This window comes from Streptomyces sp. V1I1, from assembly GCF_030817355.1.
GTDB lineage: Bacteria > Actinomycetota > Actinomycetes > Streptomycetales > Streptomycetaceae > Streptomyces.
In genome coordinates this window covers 1-19,786 of sequence record NZ_JAUSZH010000002.1, presented here as the reverse complement: position 1 = coordinate 19,786, position 19,786 = coordinate 1, and the positions used below count along the sequence as shown (strand labels likewise).

12 protein-coding genes and 1 pseudogene are annotated in these 19,786 nt (G+C 68.2%); 6 read left to right on the top strand and 7 right to left on the bottom strand.

From position 1 onward, the window contains the following. Positions 1-492: 492 nt before the first annotated feature. Together QFZ67_RS38825 and QFZ67_RS38820 are read right to left on the bottom strand one after the other, a co-directional pair. Positions 493-723, bottom strand: coding sequence for a hypothetical protein (locus QFZ67_RS38825; protein ID WP_307666142.1), 231 nt, complete (start codon positions 721-723; stop codon positions 493-495). Between the two features lie 464 nt (positions 724-1,187). Then, positions 1,188-1,490 carry a hypothetical protein gene (locus tag QFZ67_RS38820; RefSeq protein WP_307666141.1) on the bottom strand — a complete coding sequence of 101 codons (303 nt, stop codon included), beginning with the start codon at positions 1,488-1,490 and terminating at the stop codon, positions 1,188-1,190. A 679-nt stretch (positions 1,491-2,169) separates the two neighbouring features. Between QFZ67_RS38820 and QFZ67_RS38815 the strand changes: the two genes are divergently transcribed. The 3 genes from QFZ67_RS38815 (at position 2,170) to QFZ67_RS38805 (ending at position 8,794) form a co-directional block, all read left to right on the top strand. After that, positions 2,170-2,754, top strand: a complete 585-nt coding sequence (locus tag QFZ67_RS38815) for a hypothetical protein (protein WP_307666140.1) — start codon at positions 2,170-2,172, stop codon at positions 2,752-2,754. Positions 2,755-3,437: 683 nt separating this feature from the next. After that, positions 3,438-8,111 carry an RHS repeat-associated core domain-containing protein gene (locus tag QFZ67_RS38810; RefSeq protein WP_307666139.1) on the top strand — a complete coding sequence of 1,558 codons (4,674 nt, stop codon included), beginning with the start codon at positions 3,438-3,440 and terminating at the stop codon, positions 8,109-8,111. Then, entirely contained in the window at positions 8,108-8,794 is a 687-nt protein-coding gene (locus tag QFZ67_RS38805) for a histone-like nucleoid-structuring protein Lsr2 (protein ID WP_307659046.1), read from the top strand. Before QFZ67_RS38810 ends, QFZ67_RS38805 begins: the two co-directional genes overlap by 4 nt. A gap of 729 nt (positions 8,795-9,523) precedes the next feature. Here the strand turns inward: QFZ67_RS38805 and QFZ67_RS38800 are convergent. Continuing rightward, a pseudogene (locus tag QFZ67_RS38800) lies at positions 9,524-10,526 on the bottom strand (IS5 family transposase). Positions 10,527-10,636: 110 nt separating this feature from the next. After that, positions 10,637-10,867 carry a hypothetical protein gene (locus QFZ67_RS38795; protein ID WP_307659047.1) on the bottom strand — a complete coding sequence of 77 codons (231 nt, stop codon included), beginning with the start codon at positions 10,865-10,867 and terminating at the stop codon, positions 10,637-10,639. A gap of 294 nt (positions 10,868-11,161) precedes the next feature. Between QFZ67_RS38795 and QFZ67_RS38790 the strand changes: the two genes are divergently transcribed. Then, positions 11,162-11,515: a hypothetical protein gene (locus QFZ67_RS38790; RefSeq protein WP_307659048.1), complete on the top strand. Its 354-nt coding sequence runs from the start codon at positions 11,162-11,164 to the stop codon at positions 11,513-11,515. Positions 11,516-11,833: 318 nt separating this feature from the next. Beyond that, positions 11,834-12,337, top strand: a complete 504-nt coding sequence (locus QFZ67_RS38785) for a hypothetical protein (protein ID WP_307659049.1) — start codon at positions 11,834-11,836, stop codon at positions 12,335-12,337. 363 nt (positions 12,338-12,700) lie between these two features. On the opposite strand, the gene QFZ67_RS38780 is transcribed toward QFZ67_RS38785, so the two are convergent. Next, on the bottom strand, positions 12,701-14,104 hold the full coding sequence (locus QFZ67_RS38780) for an IS701 family transposase (protein ID WP_307659050.1): 1,404 nt from the start codon (positions 14,102-14,104) through the stop codon (positions 12,701-12,703). A gap of 324 nt (positions 14,105-14,428) precedes the next feature. Here QFZ67_RS38780 and QFZ67_RS38775 point away from each other — a divergent pair, with 324 nt between their 5' ends. Next, on the top strand, positions 14,429-16,537 hold the full coding sequence (locus tag QFZ67_RS38775; RefSeq protein WP_307659051.1) for a hypothetical protein: 2,109 nt from the start codon (positions 14,429-14,431) through the stop codon (positions 16,535-16,537). Between the two features lie 71 nt (positions 16,538-16,608). Here the strand turns inward: QFZ67_RS38775 and QFZ67_RS38770 are convergent, their stop codons facing one another. Together QFZ67_RS38770 and QFZ67_RS38765 are read right to left on the bottom strand one after the other, a co-directional pair. Then, a complete protein-coding gene (locus QFZ67_RS38770; protein ID WP_307659052.1) occupies positions 16,609-18,048 on the bottom strand; it encodes an NF041680 family putative transposase in 1,440 nt (479 codons plus the stop codon). Positions 18,049-18,198: 150 nt separating this feature from the next. Beyond that, positions 18,199-19,644, bottom strand: coding sequence for an NF041680 family putative transposase (locus QFZ67_RS38765; protein ID WP_307659053.1), 1,446 nt, complete (start codon positions 19,642-19,644; stop codon positions 18,199-18,201). Positions 19,645-19,786 lie beyond the last annotated feature (142 nt).

Genomic DNA, 19,786 nt, shown 5'->3' with positions numbered 1-19,786 from the left:
TGAAACGGGCCGGCCGTTGGCCGGCCGGGGCTGCCCCTGTCGGGGACAGCGGGACAGTAAGGGCCGGGCCCCTGCCGGGGCCCGGGAGACAAAGTGCAGGCCGAGGCCCGATGGGCCCCTTGGATGAGCGGCGCCAAGGCGAGCGCGACCCGGCGACGCCCAGGCCGTTGAGCAGACCGATATCGCTCTTGTCCCTCACGCCGGCCAGCAGGACGCGGCCGCGCAAAACGGCGCAGCCAGACCAGCGGCTGCCGCAGCACACTCCACCCACCCGTCCAGACACGGTCGAACACGGCCGCGCCCGACCACGCCAGAGCGCGTAGCAATTACGCACGCTCGGCGACACGACACAACACGATGCGGCGTGTATACCGGGGCACCGGCCACGGAGCTGCGCACCCAACCGCCGACCGGTCCCTGTCACCACGGACCGGGGCCTCCCTCAGCCGGCCGCCGGCCCCCTCTCGCAAAGCGCCCGAAGATGGGCCGCAGTCAGCGTTCCAGTTGCTCTTGCCTCGCCAGCCGGGCGCCCCGCCAATGGCCCAGAACCCCCAACACCCCGCACACGATGCCCAGCCATCGCCACGCTCCCCCGACGAGCGGATCCGCTATGCCGACAACAACGAACGCCACGAAGAAACCGCAGCCCAAGATGTTGCCCCAGAGCTTCAGCACTGGATTCATTCGCACGTCCCCCTTGCTCCACGCGATGCCGAAGATCACGACGCATTAAAGCAACACCGCCCGAGCCGGAACGGACGGCCGACCGGCTGGGGCACGACGAGCTACGGACGCTCATCGACGACCGAAGACCGGTGCGCGACGGCAACGTACGCTGCCAGCCCTCCGCTTCCTGGGGATGACCCGCAAGCCCGGAGCACAACCCGATGTCGGCCGACTCCGGGCACCGGGCCCGCAGCACCGCGCTGCTCGCCAGGCGGCCCCGTGTGCTGCTCATCGACGTGATCGTCGCCGTCACCCGCTGACCACCACCACAACCACGGGCCCCGTACATCCCCACCAGGCGGCATGCACGAGGCCCGGCCGACAGTGATACCGCCAGCGACCGGAGCACGCCTGCCTCAGCGCGGTCAGTGCGGCGCCCGCAGGGGCGGGACCGCGGCCCGGCCAACACCGGCTGCCCGCACCGGACCCGCCCCGTGCTCGGGCAACGACTCCGCGGGCGTTTAGGGCGCCTGACGGCGCAGCCGCTCATGCCGGATCACCACTTGTGCCTCGGCCGCGGTAAGCCCGAGTTCGTTCCGCAGCTTGGTGAACGGGCGAGCCACGACAAGGACGACACCGACTCCAAACGCTCCGCTCATCACGATCAGCGGCATGGCCAGCTCAGGGCCAGCAGCCGAAATTGCCGCCACCCACACGACCGCGGCTATGACCGCGGCAACGAGGACGAGCCGGTTGGTCCGCTTGGCGAGGTCGTGCAGCTCCGCCGCCTGCGCAGGCTCGATACGGCGCGTCACGTCGTCCATCGATGGCCCCCCTGTCCCCGAGACAACCTGTCCACTCAATGCACTTCGGTGCGCGCTCGCGCCGTCTCCAACCACTGCTCAGTCGTGGTACAAAACCAGCCGGCTCCGCACAAGGTGCAGCTTGCGGGGAGTCTCGCGGCTGGGTCGCGGCACCGCAAGAGCGTACTCAACTCCCCCACCCGGCAGGAGCCATGGGCGGATGCCGGCGACGCAGGGACGACCCCGCACCCGCCCCGTCCGGATCGTGGCGGACAAGGCCCGTACACGTGACCGGTCTCGGGACGCTGCCGGAGCCGGTCAACCGCCGGGCGAGCAGGCACCGTGACAGCCATCGGCGCACTGCCCCTGCGGCCGTCCCGGAGACACGCGGGATGCGCCTCTGCACGTCCGCCAGGACCTCCTCCCGTCTGCCGGAAAGGCCGCCTGTCGAACTGCACCGAAGACGTCACCATGACGCACGAGAAGCCACCACCGGTCGATCGGGCTCAGCTGAGTGCGTTGCCTACGGAGTTCCAGTGAGAACCAACATCAGCAGCCTCTGCTGGTGAAGACTTAGGCCCCGGCGTGCGGGAAGGGACCCAGACCCCGTGCGAGGGGTGCGCTGAGGTCTGGCTCACTCATGGCGACTGAAATCTCCGCAGTCGTCCCAGCCACCCGTGAGAGAGAGGGGGACCTTCGCATGTCAGATACCCGACCTGAGACGGATCCGCAGCCCGCTGAACTCCCGCTCGAGATCAAGGTCCACACACAGATGGGCGGCGGCTTGCATCAGCTGAAACTTCGCTCCCTACCCAGGGGGCTGCACTCCATCACCGCCACCCAGCTTCAGGAGTCCGGAGCGGAAGACGTCCACTCCGGAGGGGATTACTACGCGGGACATGCAGCGCTCCACCCCACCGGGGGTTACATCTTCGGCTGGGTCTCGGCGGTGGTTCCGGGCGGGCTGACAGGGCTGGTCGCCGTCCTGACGGCCTTCCTCTACCGCAACAGGGGCAAGAGGTTCGTCATTCGCCACCAGGAGCGGGAGATCGAGCTGGAAGGCGTCTCGGCCAAGCAGGCCCACAAGCTCCTCAGCGAGTTCTTCCCCGATCCCCAGCCCGGCACTGCCGGGGCCGGCACCATCCGCGACACCACAGAACCAGATACCCCCCGAGACACCGGAGAGGCCGGTACCGCCCCCAGCCCAGGCCAGGAACCATCGCCGGGCGCCAACCCCGACCAGACCAACCCCACCCAAACCGATACCGAGGAAACACAAGAGTAAGCAGCGCGCCAAGGATCCGGGGCACGTGGGAGATCACCGCAATAGCACGGACCTGGCCCAAGAGGGCGTAGCGAGGGCATGCCATAGGCCCCGAACCCCGGCAACTGACCGGCTTCCGGCCCCGGCGTCTGTCACGGAGTCAAGTCCAGGACTCAGACGGCCTGCCCTCCCACCGCTTCGGCGCGGTGGCGGCGACGATCGCTCCGCCCGTCCGATCCGGGGCGGGCTGCGCCGCGTGCTCTGCGTGGCGGCGGCCCATGACTCCCGCCGAACCACGACCAGGGGGGCGGGCAGGTCCAGGTGAGGACCGTGACGCCGGGAAGAGCTCCCATAAGCTCGGCCGTTCTGGCCTCCCGCCTCAGCCCACCAGCTCGCTCTGATGAGAGGCGAGTCACCGGACTCGACAGCTCCTCCCCGTACACGGCGCGCCACGAACGGGTTGTTCACCTGCTCCAGCAGCCAGTGCACCGGCTCCAGCACCGCGTAGATCTGCGAGCTCATGGACAGCTGCGGTCCGGCGTACGACGACCGCGCCGACAAGGGGACTCCCTTGTGCCATCGGTCTTCCCAGACCTTTTGCCGCCGAGGTGACCGGGAACCTCCTGGGACCGCACGCGCGTCTCATGGCATGCTGGTTGATCTTGTTTCTGTTCGATTGCGTTTGCTGCGGGGGTTGTTGCGTCGTGGGTTACACGATTCCTGAGGGTGTCGACACGATGCTCGATGTCGTCGGTGTGGGCTGGCCCAACGTCGACGAGGACGCGTACCGCGACATGGCGGACGCGCTGCGGGAGTTCGCGGACGACGCCGATGACGATGGGCACGCTGCGCATCAATACGTCCAACGGCTGCTTTCCAGCGGCCAGAGCGAATCGCTGACCGCGCTGGACAAGCACTGGTCGAAGGTGCAGGGCAAGCACAAGGACCTGGCGAAGGCGGCCCGGATCATCGCGGGGGCGCTGGACCGGGTGGCGGACATCATCGTCGCCCGGAAGATAGCCGCCGTCGGTGAACTGGCTGACCTGTGTGCCACGGTGGGCATCACGCTCGCGTTCGCGCCGGTGACGGCTGGTCTGTCGACGCTGCTTGCGGGCGCGAAAATCGCGGCCACCCGTATCGCGTTCAAGAGGATCCTCAAGGAGATGGCGGAGGCGGCGGTCTCAGAGATCGTCGCGACGCTCACGCAGCCCGCGGTCGCGGCCATCGAAAATGTCGTGGCGGACCTGGCCATCCAGACCGCGATGAACGTCGCCGGTGTGCAGGACGGTTACAACACCGACCAGACGGTGCAGGCCGGCAAGGACGGGCTGCAGCTCAACTCCGCCGACGGGCCGGGCGGCCAGGGGCCCGGCGCCGGTCCGGTGATCGACCACGACGCGCACGGTAAGGCGGGGATGCACCTGGCCAACGTGCAGATCTCGATGCGGAACAAGACCGGGGGCAAGCTCGGCAAGGCCAAGGGCCATCACGGCCGCGCCAAGGGCAAGGACTCCCTGACCGCCGTCCTGGACACGACCATCGAGGGCGTGACGGAGAAACTCGGCAAGGCGCTGAACGACCTCGGCGACCATGTCGGCAAAACGCTCCCGAACGCCATCACCAAAGGCTCGAAGACCCACAAGGACACCGATCACGACGTCCGCGATCGCGTCAAGAACATCAAGTCCGATGACCGCAAGGACGAGGGCGACCTCAAGGGACGCCGCGGCAGGTCGGGCGACGAGCGGCGCCGCCGCCCCGAGTCGATGCAGAAGACGCAGGAAAGCCCCCGGGAGAAGGGGGTCTCACTCGCCAAACGCCGTTGCGAGACCGACCCGGTCGACGTAGCGAGCGGTGAGATGGTGCTGCCGCAGACTGACCTGATCCTCCCTGGGGTGCTGCCGCTGGTGCTGCGGCGCACGCACGTCTCCGGCTACCGGTACGGCCACTGCTTCGGCGCCAGTTGGGCCTCCACGCTGGATGAGCGCCTGGAACTCCTCGGCGCTGGCGCGGCGTGGGCCCGCGAGGACGGCTCCGTACTCGTCTACCCCATGCTGCCGGCGGCTGAGGGCGAGGATGTGTGGCCTCTAGAAGGGGACCGGCTGCCGCTCACCTACGTGGAGAGCAGTGCGCTGGGTGACACTACGTACGCCGTCGCCGATCCGCGATCTGGGCTGACCCGGCGCTTCACCGGCAGCCCTTACCGGGCAGGCGGCCTGTACTGGCTGAAGGAGATCGAGGACCGCAACGGAAACTCCGTGCAGTTCGGCCGGAACGATGAGGGCCTGCCCGCCACCGTTGTCCACGACGGCGGCTACCGCCTGCGGGTCGACATCAATCCCGAGCTGGGCCGTGTCACCGGGCTCGCCCTGCACACGCCGGATGGCCCAGTCCAGATCGTGTCCTTCGGCTACGACAGCGACCGGAACCTGGACGCGGTCACCAACTCCTCCGGGCTTCCGCTGCGGTTCACCTACGACCAGGACGGGCGCGTCACGTCCTGGACTGACCGCAAAGACTCCACCTACCACTACACCTACGACAGCACGGGTCGTGTCACCCGAACCACCGGACCGGACGGATTCCTCTCCTCCGCGTTCACCTATGACGTCCACAGCGAGCCCGGCCACCGCGTTACCCGCTATACCGACTCCACCGGCGCCACCACCCTCTTCCACGTCAACCAGGCCCTGCAGATCGTCGCCGAGACCGACCCCCTGGGGCACACCACGCACTTCGAGTTCGACGCCTACGACCAGGTGCTGGCGCAGACCGACGCCCTGGGACACACCACCCGCTTCGAACGTGACACCGACGGCAGCCTCGTCGGCCTCGTCGCCCCCGACGGGGTGCGCACCACCGCCGTGTACAACCAGCTGCGCCAGCCCGTCACGGTCACCGAACGGGGCGGGATTCAGCGCCAGTACGCATACGACGACCAGGGCAACCGCACTATGGTCATCGAGCCCAGCGGGGCCCGTACCGAGTACGAGTTCAACCATCGCGGACACGTGATCGCCGTACGCAACGCGGTCGGCGACGTCACACGGATCACGACCGACGCGGCCGGCCTGCCGCTGCGGATCACCGCCCCTGACGGCGCGAGCACCGTCTGCTCCCGGGACGCCTTCGGCCGCGCCACCACGGTCACCGACGCTGTCGGCGGCACCCTCCGCCAGGGATGGACGACCGAGGGAAAGCCCGCATGGCGCGAGCTGCCCGACGGCACCAGGGAGGAATGGACCTGGGACGGCGAAGGCAACCTCACGTCCCACACCGATCGCATGGGCCGCACCAGCACCTACACAGCCACCCACTTCGACCAGCCCGCCACCACCCACACCGGGGGCGGCGCATACCGCTTCACCCACGACACCGAGCTGCGACTGACCAAGGTCACCAACGCCCAAGGCCTGGAATGGGAGTACACCTACGACGCGGCCGGCCGCCTCATATCCGAGACAGACTTCGACGGCCGCACCCTGACCTACGAGCACGACGCGCTCGGCCGCCTGGTGCGCCGCACCAACGCCGCCGGGCAGACTCTGATGTTCGAACGCGACATCCTTGGCCGCGTCACCCGCCTGCACCACGACGACGGCTCTGTCTCCACCTTCTCCCGCGGCGAGACCGGCCACGTCTCCCAGATCACGAACGCCCACGCCCGCATCGACCTCGAGCGCGACGCAGCAGGACGGGTCGTGGCCGAGACCGCCAACGGCCGCACCCTGACCTTGGCCTACGACGCTCTGGGCCGCCGCACCCACCGGCGCACCCCCTCCGGTGCCAGCAGCGACCTCGCCTACACGTGGGAAGGGCTGGCCACCTACGCCGCCGGAGACCACTCATTCAGCTTCTCCCGCGACGCGCTCGGACGCGAAACGGCCCGCACGCTCCAGGACACGATCACTCTCCGCCAGGAGTGGGACGCGGTAGGGCGCTGCGTCCACCAGTCCCTGAGCACCCCACACGACACCGTCCTGGAACGTGCCTTCGCATATCAGGCCGACGGCTCACCCCTCAGCGTCGACGACAGCCACACCGGCCGCCGCACCTACACCGTTGACGCCGCCAGCAGGATCACCACAGTCCACGCCCGCGGGTGGACCGAGCAGTACGCCTACAACACTGCCGGCGACCAGACCCACACCGCCCTTCCCCCGCGGGCACCCGGCCAGGACAACACCGGAGAACGTGGCTACCACGGCACCCGCATCACCCGAGCCGGACGCACCCGCTACCGCTACGACGCCCAGGGCCGCCTCACCCTCCGCCAGACGAACACCCTCTCGGGAAAGACCCTTACCTGGCGCTTCACCTGGGACGCCGAAGACCGGCTCACCCACGCCGAGACCCCCACCGGCCGGTGGCGCTACCTCTACGACGCCCTCGGCCGCCGACTCGCCAAACAGCGACTGGACACCGATGGCCAATTCACCGAGGCCACCTCCTACTGCTGGGACGGCGCGCAGTTGGCCGAGCAGTACACCGACAGCACCACCCTGGTGTGGGACTACGCAGGGTTGCGCCCGCTCGCACAGCGTGAGATCAAGACCGACACCGCCCAGGAAGAGATCGATCGGCGGTTCTTCGCCATCGTCACCGACCTGTCCGGCAGTCCCAGTGAACTCGTCGACCCGGACGGAGCCCTCGCCTGGCGCGCCCGCTCTACCGCCTGGGGCATCACCCAGTGGAACCGCGACAGTACCGCCTACACCCCGCTGCGCTATCCGGGCCAGTACTTCGACCCCGAAACCGGACTCCACTACAACGTCAACCGCTACTACGACCCCGACCTCGGCCGCTACATCACCCCCGATCCCCTCGGCCTTGCCCCGGCCATCAACCACTACGCCTACGTCCCCAACCCCTTCACCCTGGCCGACCCGCTGGGCCTGGCGGGCTGCGACGCCGACCCCACCTGGGGACGGCGGGTCACCTTCACCCGCGACGAGCACGGCCGCCCCTACGAGATGAATGCGATCATCACCCGGGACATGCTCGACGAAGGCACTCATGCCAGGAACTCGCTGGAGCCGCCAGGCTTCCTTGGCGGCGACTACAACCAAGCGCGCGGGCACATGCTGGCCAGAATGCTGGGCGGATCCGGCGACACGTTGGACAACCTGTTCACCATCACCCAGAACCCGACGAACAGCCCTGACATGCGGGACTGGGAGCAGGATATCTACAACGCCGTTGCGGACGGCGAGATCATCACCTACAACGTCTACCTCGAGTACACCGACGATGAAAAGGACTCCGTACCGAAGTACATTCAGCTCGAAGCCACCGGAAACCGCGGCTTCAGCCTGGACGTCCCGATGACCAACCCCGCCCACGAACAGCAACAGCGACACCGCCGAGGACTCCTGTGACCAGCTTCAACGACCTCACCCGGCTCAGCCCGCCCCCCGCCGGCCCGCCCCCCGTGGACTGGGACACAGTCGAGAACACCCTCGGCATGCGACTGCCCGACGACTACAAGCAGATGGCGACCACCTACGGTCCGGGCGCCTTCTGCGGATTCATCAACATCTACCACCCGCACGGGGCGACTGAGTGGGTCAACCTCACCGGCCCGATGCCCGCCACCATCCGCGCCCAGCTCGAGCAGGGACACGACCGCGGCACCTACCCAGTCCCCTACGACCCGGCAGACCTCTTCGCCATTGGCGTGACCGACAACGGTGAATACCTGTTCTGGATCACCGACCCGGCAACGGAGCCTGACGCTTGGGGTATCGCCGTCAACGAAGCCCGCGGTCCCGGCTGGTACACCTTCGACGGCACTCTCACACACTTCCTCGCCTCAGTCCTCAGCGGCGAGACGAAAGTGCCCTTGTTCCCCAGTGACCTCCTCGACCAGGGAGCCTTCTTCACCCCCTCAACGGCAGCCCGCCGCGACCCCGAGCCCGCACCTCCCTCGGCAGGCCGGGCCATCGACGGCAAAGCCGTCCGGGCCTGGGCCCGCGCCAATGGCTACCAGGTACCCGACCGCGGACGCATCCCCGCCGACGTCCTCACCGCCTGGGAGCAGGCGACCAGCAGCGGCGCTTGATCACCGGTTGCTCGCCCTTCCGGGCCAGTGCTGACCGCAGCGAACCGCGGCTGCCGACCCCCTTGGGAGACAAGACGTGCGGAGTCCCAGGAGGCTTGAAGGCTCCGCCCGCTCGGGCGGGGCCATCGGTCGCTGACAGAGGCGAGACCGCGGAAACTCCGCCACCCCCGTGCCGATCCGCCCGCGCCATCCACCAGCGATCACGACACGCCTTGGCGGCACGAAGCCTCCAACGACGGCTCCCAACATTGACCTTCATCCCCGTCGCCGCGTCGTGGAAGTCGTCTCAATGGCGATACTGCGACGGGTGCTGCCAGCCAGCGGTGCTGCTCCATGATCCATTCGCCCATCGTGCCTGAGCCGACGCCCCATGTGGGTCATCGGGGGCCGTGTCGTTCACGGCCTGGCCCGGCCTACGGTGAGCTGGAGATCGAAGGGAAAACTCCGTGGAGTGGAAGCATCGCTCAACTGGGCGAAGGTTGCCGTCGCGACGCTGGGCGGCCCGGAGCGGCACGCATCGCTGCGCACGTGCGTGAGCTGCACACCTGCAACGGCCCCGTCCGAGGGGAGGCATCCGCGCCAACAGCCTGCCGCACTGCGGCAGCTTCCGCCTCTGCAGAGCGAGAGCTGGCATGGCAGTGACTTCCGTGTCGTTGTGGGCCGCCTCCGGCTGGGCGAAAGAACCCCTTCCCTGACGTGGAGTCCGTTAGGGCGCGTATCGAGTCGTGATCAATTGGTGGTCCGGGCGAGGTCCTTCACCCAGATCATTGAGGCGCGCAGGTGGAGGCCGGCGAGGTAGCTGTCCGGTGTCTTGTCGTATCGGGTGGCGATCCCTCGCCAGGCCTTGAGCTTGTTGATCAGGCGCTCGACGGTGTTCCTCTCCTTGTAGAGATCGGCGTCGTGGCTGACAGGCCGACCGCCCGCGGAGCCCTTCTTCTTCCGGTTGGCGGTCTGGTCCCTCTTCTCCGGGATCACTGCCTTGATACCGCGTCTGCGCAGGTGGGCCCGGTTGCCGCGGGAGGAGTAGGCCTTGTCCCCGGCGACCGCGTCCGGCCGGGTGCGGGGGCGGCCGACGGGGCCGCGGACCCGTATCTTCCCCAGCACGGGGATGAACTGTGGGCTGTCGGCAGCCTGGCCTGCGGTCAGCACGAACGCCAGCGGGCGGCACTTGCGGTCGGCGGCCAGGTGAACCTTGCTGGTCTGCCCGCCCGGGAGCGTCCCAGGAGGGCGGTCTTCAGCCGGAGTTTTCGCCGGCGCCGGATGCGTCGTCGCTCCTCCCGCTCGGGATCGATCTCGACCTCCTGTCCGTCTTGTTCTTCGAGACTGCCCCTTTTGACCTGGCCTTCTCCGCCTCGGCGGCAGCCTTCTCCAGTGCGCCGAGGACGTCCTCGCCCAGGTGCATCCCGGCCGCGTCGTGGTGAGCACGCGCGGTGGTGGAGTCGATGCTGACCAGGGACAGGTCCACCTCACCCCGCTTCGCCGCTTCCGCGATCAGACTCTCCAGCAGGGCCTCGAAGACGCCGGCGTCACGCCATTGCCGGAAGCGGTTGTGGACGGTCGACCAGGCACCAAACTCCTCCGGCATCTCCCGCCACTGTCCGCCGGTCCTGAACCGCCAGATCACACCCTCGAACTGCTGCCGTAACCGCTCGGGATACGGGCCGTACTCGCCGATCGGCAGGTACGGCCCGATGAACTCCCACTCCGCGTCCGTCAGTTGCACTCGCGTCACGGAAGAAGATCTACCGGTCCAGGCCTCACCACGAGGGCGAATCGACAGATTGATCACGACCCGATACGCGCCCTAGGGCCAACGGGTCCAACCGGAAGCGACCTGCCCAGTCAGCGCCGGATGCGCCAGGTGCCGTACAGCCCGGCGACTGCCCCGGTGATCACGGAGAAGCCGGCGTTCCCGACCGCGCGGTACACCCCCGCGCACACGCCCAGCAGGGCAACGAGGACCACCATGTCAAGTACCTGGTGCCGCGTCGGCTCAGGCGGCAGCGCCGGCTCCCGGGAGGCGGGGGGCAGTTCGGGCTCGGGCGTCTGGGAGGTTGTGTCGATGTCAGCCATGCCTCCAGCAGACCGCCGCACACCCCCGGGCACCTAGTGATCCGTACGGCCCCGCATAGACCTGGACGTCGCAGGTCACCGGGCTATGCGAACCGGCGCAACGCTGAACGGCCCAAGGCGTTCAGGAACGTTCGGCGGAATCCGTGGACGTTCAGACACTGGGCCCTCTAGTACTCCAGTTGTGCTTCTCCATTTGTCCTGGTCAGCGTGCCTGTTTCGAGTCTAGTGGGCTGACGCTGCATCAGAGCGGTGGTGGTTCGTGACCCACCCGATCGGGGGTGCGTTGAGCCTGCCATGGAGCCGGATATCGAAGCAGGGCTGACCACTGCTTGGCGTGGTGGCGGTGGCCGAGGCGGAGAGCCCGACGCGCAAGCGGCGCCTCGACCCGAACCTGCCCGGTGCGAGCGTCGGACACGTGAAGGTCTCGGCCGGACCCTCGGCTGCGTCGTCTTCGACAAGATGGACGGCACGCCCTACGTCCTGAGCAACTGGCATGTTCTGCACGGGCCCGACGGCGAGCTGGGCGACGACGTCGTGGAGCCCGGCCCGCATGACGACAACCGGATTGCGCAGAATCGCCTGGGCACCCTGAAGCGTTCCCACCTCGGCATGGCTGGTGATTGCTCACGGGCTCGCGTTCAGGTCTGACCTGGTTCTTGTCACGCAACATCAGCCACGATGGGGCCCATGAGTCAACCTGACACCTTCGGTGGACCACAGAAGGCGGCACTCGTGGCGGCCGGTTGGGTCATCGAAAGCACCTCGTACGGCATGGCACCCCACTTCTTCGGGCGCCCCGGCGATCTTCGTTGGGCTGCGGAGATAGTGGCGTATCGAGAAGACCCACAAGGTGGGGTCCATCGACGGTTGCGCCTCGTTGGATGGGCTGCCGACGGACCTGTCGCCCACGAGTACTGGGCAGTGGGCAGGGCGTCTGCGCCGATCACACCCGGGGGCGCCACAGCCGTGAAGCAGGCTCTCTTAGTCATGAACGATGGCCCCGGGCTGGCAGCCGAGGTGGATGTCCACATCGAGACGTCGCACGACGTGCGGATGGACGTGATGTCGCTGGTCCTGGGAAACCCCGTGGCCACGATCTCGGTGTTCACCCTCGCCGGTGCGTTCCTGTCGTCCATGGCGGGGAAGGCAGCCGAAGACGCCTATCAAATCTTGAAGCGCGCACTATCCCGGGCTACACCGGTAGTTCGTGATGGCTCCGCTCAAGACACAACCTGGGCGGTGATCCACGACGTTGAGAACAACTGTGTCATCGAATGTCCGAAGGAGATTCCCGCCGAAGCTGCGGCCCAGCTGGCGCAACTTGCTCGAGAGGGCCTGTCTCAACGCCACATTCGTTGGGACCCCGAGAACCGCAGGTGGCAAGCGGTCGGTTCGATCAGTGGAGAACCGCCTCAGCCCCCGCCAGACGAAAACCCGCCTTCTGAGCCGCCTCGGCCGCCCGACGAGTGACCTCGTGTCAGTTCTTCTGCCGCCAGCCGCGAGACCTGACGGGATTTCCAGGTCGCCCTTCCCCCCTACCAGAATCAGCGGCCAGACCTCAGCGGGGTGTGGGCGGTGCCAGCGTGACGTGTCAGCCGCACGCCGTAGTAAGTAGCCGGAGTCAGGCGTATCCATCACGCAAGCGCGGTCACAACCCACAGGCTGGCCAGATGGAGCGCCGGCTGAAACGCTCGGTCCCAGCACCGCTTTGAAAGGCCACCAGACAGCCGGGAATCTCCGCACTCAACACGGGACCCCCACACCAAGAACAGGGAGAAAGTCTCGACGAAGTTAGTCCGACTAGCGGTGGTTTGTTAGGCCGGGAGGTAGAGGTTAAGAGGTCTGCCGGTGCCGACAGCGTTGATCAGGGCCTGGAGCTCGGTGGGCGGGGGCTTGGCTGTCCACGCTCGCCAGTAGCGTTGCAGCGTGGCCCAGGGCGTCAGCCAGCCACGGACGGCCCGGAGGGCTTGGGGCCAGCAGGCCTGCTGGGTCTGGTGGGACGGCGCAATACCCCCTCTCTGGCCGGCTGGGCACCGGCTCCTCCTCATCCGTGGCAGGCGGGGGCGGGGCAAACCAGGTGTCCCAGCAGAAGCTGAACGCGCAGGTGACGAGGGTCTGGTGGCGGCGGATGGCGGTGTCGGAGCGGACCTGGAAGTCTGCCCAGCCGAGTTCGTCCTTGACCTGCTTGTAGCTCTGCTCGATCCAGTGCCGGATGCCGTAGATTCGCACAATTTCGGCCAGGTCGGCAGCTGGGGCCGGGCTGTCCGCCTCCCGTGGTCCGCCGGGCCGGGGCAGGTCGGTGGCCAGGTACCAGGTGGACTGCGCGGGCAGGGTGGCCGGGTCGGTGGTGGCCACCACCAGGCGCGTGGTGCCATCCGGTCCCCACCAGCCCAGCTGTGCGTCGGCGGCCCACCAGGTAGCGGTGTGCCCGTCACGGAAGGTTCGTGTGACCGTGGTCCAGTTCCCGGGGGCCTCAGGGCCGCCCCAGATAAGGTTGCGGGCGGCATCCACGGGCGTGTACGCCTCGTCACCGTATGACCAGGCTCCCCGGCGGGGCTTGAGTGCCATCACGAACGGCAGTCCTGCGGCGTCCAGTTGCCTGCGGAAGGCGTCCTGGTCGCCGTAAGCGCAGTCGGCGGCGACCGCCCGCAAGGACACCCCCGCCCGGGGGGCATCACGGGCCAGGGCGGCCCCGATCTGCAGTTTCGTGCGGAAGCCGGCGTCGTTCTTCCCTTTCGGGAAGTGGTGGGCGGGGGTGTAGGGGACGGCGTGCAGCGGGTAGTAGACGCGCTCGTCGGCCCAGCAGGTGGTCACCGCGACGACGCCGCGGTCGATCTTCCCGACCGAGCCCAGGTACTGCTTGCCCACGTGGGCGGTGGCAGTGCCGTCCTTGCGGTCTCCGGAATCGTCGATCACCAGCACCCCGCCCGCGTGCGGGGCCGTGGCCGGGTCCGCAAGCAGCAGTTCCACACGCCGGGCGTTGACCTTCTCCAGGTCCCACGTCGACTCGGACAGGAAGAACTGCAGCCGCTGCACCGCCGCATGCTGGGCACCGGCCACAGGCTCCGTCCCGGCCAGGCAGGTCAGCGTCTTGTTGCGGTCCCTCGGCAGCAGTAACCCGGCGAGATACTCGCGGAACCCCCGGCGCTGTGCCAGCGTGGAGAAGAGGTCATCGAAACGCGCGGCATAGGCTTCCAGTGGGCCCGGAGCGGGCGGACACGGCACACGCTTGGTCATCACAGCCCCCGAAGAGTGAGCAAAGCTCCCACTGTCCGGCCTAAAACCACCGCTAGGTCAGCGGTCTGCCAACGACTAACTTCGTTGAGACAGGACAGTCCTTCTTGCCCTCTGACACTGAACCTGGACCGTTTGCCACCGAAGTCGGACAGCCAGAGGGACAACGAGCGTGACGTAGAGTCGTCATACCGCTGGTAGCAGCTGGATTCGTGACAGCTGGACGTAACCCTGTCTGCCTCGCGTGACGTGCTGCACGGCCGATCGAAGGACACGGCCTGTAACCCTCTGACACACTCCCGGTACGGTGCCAGGAGGGGGACTTGCATGGTCATCGTGGGTTTGCTGATCATCGCAGTCGTCGTCTTCGTCGCCCTGGCCTTCGTCTTCCGGTCCCATGACCGGGACTCCGCGGCCACGCTCGTCCAGGGGATCGCCGCGGTCGTCGTTCCCGCCGCCAGCGGGGCGTTATTTCTGACGAACCGCAGGCCCCGGACGGCACACACCGAACTGGCACTGCGTGACTTCGCGGACGAGCTGGCTGAGCGAGTGAAGGCGCAGTGGAGCGCCGCGGCGAGCGAACGGCGGCTGATACATCCGAGCCCCGTGCCGGTGCGCTGGAGGTGGTCGAGTCTCCCCGTATCGGGTCCGGCGACCGATGCGGTGGGCATCGGGACCGGCTCATCGCGGTTTGGGCCCCTGCTGGGGCTGGACCCGATCACCCCGGCGGATCTGGAGTCGGGCGGCGTTCGGGACTTGTTCCGCCTCTATGGTGCGTTGGACTCCGGGCGGATGGTGATCGTCGGAGCAGGCGGTGCGGGCAAGAGCGGCGCCGTCATTAGGTTGCTGCTCGACGCCCTCGCGCATCGCGAGGCGCTCGAAGCCGGCGCGCGCGCGAGAGTTCCCGTACCAGTGCTGCTGACGCTGAGCGGATGGGACCCGCGGAAGCAGCGGCTGCATGACTGGCTCGCCACTCGACTGGCCACGGACTACATGTTCAGGAAGTCCGAAGAACACGCGGGCGGTGTTGTCTCCAGACTCATCGGCGCGGGTCGGGTCGCCGTCTTTCTGGACGGGCTGGACGAGATACCCGAAGCCGTACGCCCCGTGGCTCTGCGGGCGCTGGACGAGCAGGCGAACTTCCGCCTGGTCCTGTTGAGCCGGGTCGGGGAGCTTCTGACGGCCGTTGCCGCGGCGGGACCCCTGTCAGGCTCCGCCGGCCTCGAACTGCTTCCGGTCAGCGCCGAGGACGCGGCGGAGTACCTGACGCGCTGCCAGGCGCAGCCGCCCCCGGACGCCTGGCGCGGTCTGGTGCAGCACATCCGTATGAACCCTTTGGGCGCAGTGGCTCAGGCACTGGACACACCCCTGATGCTCACGCTGATGCGTGACACCTACCGCGCGGATCAGCGCTTCGACCTCGAGCGCTTCGCGGACCGGGCGGCGGTGGAGGACCACCTTCTCGATCGAGTCCTGCCCGCCGCCTATGACGACGACCGGCTGGGTCAGCCGCGCAGTCGCTACAGTCTCGGCCAGGCCGAGCGCTGGCTCGGCGTCATCGCGCACCGGATGAACAGCGAGGGAAGCCGCGACCTCGCCTGGTGGCAGGTCCCCCGGTGGCGGTCGGCCTGGCCGAGAACGGCGGCCAGTTGCCTCTGCCTGGGAGTTCTCGCCGGGGCGGCGGGCTTCTTCTGGGCGGGGCCGGCCGCCGGCCTGATAGCCGGTGCGGTGGTGGGACTTTCCGTGACGATGTCACTCACGTACGGGCGTGCCGGGGACTCCCCCCAGCTGCTGGGCCGTCTGCAGTGGAGGGACTTCGTCGTCCGCGAGAACTTCCTGTTCGGGATCGCCGGCGGTGGAGCGCTTGGACTGGCGTTAGGCGTCGCCCTGCTCCTCGCCCATGGCCGCGTCGTCATGCTTTTCGGCGGCCTGGTGTTCGGCCTCCTCGCCGGTGTGGTGGGCGGATTCGTCACGGGTCTCAGCAACCGCAGCGCCGACAGCCGGACTCCCATCGATCCCGTCTCGTGCTGGAGACAGGACCGCCAGTACACGCTGACGGCCGGAATCGCCGGCGGCCTCGCCGGCAGTCTCATCGGAGGATCATGCCTGGGTCTGCTCGCCGAACTGACGGACCATCGCATCTTCGGACTCATCGACGGATTCCTGTCCGGGATCGCACTGGTGACGGTGGGCGGCCTCCTGCTCAGCCTGGCGCTGAGCCTGGTCGGATCGGTGACCTGGCGCGCGTTCCTCGCGAGCCTCCAGCTGCGCCGGAGGAACGAGGCTCCGGTCCGCCTGGTCAAGTTTCTCTCGGATGCTCGCGAGCGTCACGTCCTGCGCACGGTGGGGCCCGTCTTCCAGTTCCGTCACGCCCGGCTGCAGGATCGTGTGGAGGAGGCGTTCACGGCCGGCAACCGGCCTGGAGCTGACGGTTAGCCCGTCCCGTCCGGGCCGGACGACAAGCGGGCAGCAACGGCCTCAGCGGCGCCAGTCCGTGAGCTTGTTCTTTATCTTCGAGACGCGTGGAGTTCGGCGAGGGTCTCGGCGCGTTTGACGGTCTTGCCGACGTCGTAGCGGGGTGCCCGGTGTTTGTTCTTGGCTCCGGGTGGCCGACCGGGGCCGGTGCCGTTGGGTTTGGGAACACGGGCCGGGCAGAGGATGTGAGCGCGGATGTTCCTGAACCCCCGGCGGACCCGGGCCGGGGTCAGCTGGTTGGGCAAGGCTGGTTTCTCCCAGGGGCGGCGGAGGTCCTGGGCGAGAGGGCGGGCTAGCCTCAGCTGGGCAAGAGCTGCGACAAGGATCCAGATCCAGCGGTCCGCTGCCTCGGGAATGCGGACCTTCGGGGTGGTCCAGCCGAGGGTCTGCTTTACGAAGCGAAATGTGTGCTCCAGATCGAAGCGGCGCAGGAACACCTGCCAGCAACGGTCGACGTCAGCGAGGCTGGCACCGGTCTTCGAGGACCACAGCCACACCGGCGGCGCCTCGCGCTCCTTCGAGAGGTGCTCGACCTTCAGTCGGATCAATGTGCCCTCGACCAGGGGTAGTTCGCCCTGGTGGTCGAGCCAGGCCGAGCGATGAGTCAGGCGCGGGTGGACCCGGTCCCAGGCCTGTGTCTGGGCCTTGCCGTAGTTCGTGGTGTCCGTGATCGTCGTGATCGTAGGCTCCGGCCAGGTGTCCGGCTTGGCGAAGCGGAACTCCTTGCCGTGCTTGGGCGGACGCCCGCCCTTGGGGTCGTAGACCCGCGGCGGCTTCGGCAGCCGCATGACCCGGTCGGAACGGATCGGGCCGACCACCTCGACGGGCAGGTCGCGAAGGACCCAGGCCAGGCGCGTGATGTCGTATCCGGCATCACCGACGATCACAATGTCCGGCTGGCCCGGCGTCCACTGGCCGGCAGCGACGAGCCGCTCGACCACGGCCCGCAGCTGGGCGGCGGTCACGGCGGTGGCGTCGTCGACGGGTCCGAGCCGGACGACGTCCAGGACGGTGGTCCAGGAGGTGCGGCCGGGCTCCAGCACGGCCACGAAGGAGTACGGCCAACCCGGGATGAACTGCGACGCGCTCTTCGCGCGGCCGTAGACGTGGCAGAACAGCCGATCCTTCGAGCATGGCGCATCCGAGCGCAACCATGGCGACACATCGACGGCCAGGACGAGCCGACCGTCCGGGAAACGCGGCAGCGGCAGTCCCGCGAGCACCGCCCGCAGCCGTCCGACATCGATCCGGCCGCGGTTGAGCCCGCCGTACAACGCCCCGTGCCCACGCCGGTGTTCGGGCAGGAGCGTCAGGTCGACGGGCGACTTCACCGGGCCGTCGGCACACAGCACCGCGTCGGTGAGCTCAAACAGTTCATCGCGCCGAGCGGTCAGACACGCATAGAACTTGCCCCTGAAGCGTGACGCTTGCGCGAACGCCTCCCGCCGGGGCCCGGATAAGAGCAGACTCATGTCCACGGCCTTCGTGCTGATCAGATGCCTTACTCAACACGGCACACGATCGCGCGAAGGCCGCTCACATAGCCGGTGAACTGCGAAAACCTGCCTCAAGTTCGAAGCCCGTTCGAGGCTCGAAGATAAAGAACAAGCTCAGCTTGTTCTTTATCCTCCGGCCCGGGAGCGTTCCTTGATGCCCTCGGGCCGTTTGACGGTTTTGCCGACGTCGTGACGGGGTGCCGGGTGCCGGTTCTTCGAGCCGGGAGGACGGCCAGGTCCCGGCCGGGATGGTTTCGGCGCTCGGGCGGGACAGGTCAAGTGTGGGCGGAGGTTCCTGAACCCGCGGCGGACTCTGGCGGGGGTGAGGCGGCCGGGCTCGGCGGGTCGCTCCCAGGGGCGGCGGAGGTCGGCGGCGGCCTCGCGGACGAGACGGAGTTGGGTGTGCGCCGCGATGATCAGCCAGGTCCAGCGGTCCGCGGCCTCGGGGGTGCGGAGCTTCGGGCGGGTCCAGCCGAGGGTCTGTTTGATCATGCGGAAGGTATGTTCCAGGTCGAAGCGTCGCAGGAACGCCTGCCAGCGGATCTCGACTTCGGCGGCGGTCAGGCCGGTGGCCGAAGACCACAGCCAGAGCGGCAGCGGGTCGTTGCCGCCGGGCAGGCGGTCGACCTGGAGGCGGATCAACGTGCCCTCGATGACGGGGAGTTCACCGGTGTGGTCGATCCACGCCGATCGGGTGGTCAGCCGGGGGTGGATGCGGTCCCAGGCCATCGCGCGGGCGGTGCCGTACCGGTCGGTGACCTGCGTGGTGGCCGCGTCCGGCTCGCCCCAGGTCTCCGGTTTGGCGAAGCGGAACTCCTTGCCGTGCTTGGGCGGACGGCCGCCCTGCGGTGGCGAGATCCACGGGACCGGGACCGGCCTGCGCATCACCCGGTCCGTGCGCATCCGCCCGAGGACCTCCACCGGCAGCCCGTGCAGGAGGTGGGCCATGCGCGGGGCGTCGTATCCAGCGTCGAAGACGATCAGGATGTCGCGGTCGCCGATGCGCCACCGGCCCATGTCGATGAGGTCCTCGACCACCCTGCGGACCTGCGTGGCAGTAGCCTCGGCGACGTCGTCGGCAGGGCCGGGACGGACGGCGTCCAGGAGCTGGCACCATGACGTCCGGCCCGATTCCAGGGCGGCGACGAAGGAGTAGGGCCAGCCGGGCACGAACTGGTCGGAGGACCGGCCGCTGCGGCCGTAGACGTGGCAGAACAAGCGATCCGGACTGGTGGGTGCGTCCGGGCGGAGCCAGTTCGTGACGTCCACGGCCAGCACCAGGCGCCCGTCGGCGGCCTCGGGTTGCGGCAAGCCGGCCAGCACCTGCCGCAACCGCGGCACGTCCACGCTCCCGCAGTTCAGCGCGTCGTACATCGCGCCGTGTCCACGCCGGTGCCCGGCCACCAGCGTCAGGTCTACCGGCGCGGTCACCGGCCCGTCCGCACACAGCAGCGCGCCCGCCAGTTCGAACAACTCGTCCCCGCGCCCGGTCAGGCAGTCGAAGAAATCGTCCCGGAAGCGTGACGCCACCGTGAACGGATCCCGCCCGACATCGTGATGCAGCAAACTCATCCCCCCACGGCCTTCGTTGCTGGTCAAGTGCCTCTTTGGTCGGAGCACAGGATCAGACGAAGGCCGTGTTCACGTCCCCGGAATCCTCGTACGAGCGATCACGTTCGGGACGTCGTTCGAGGTCAGACCATAAAGAACAAGC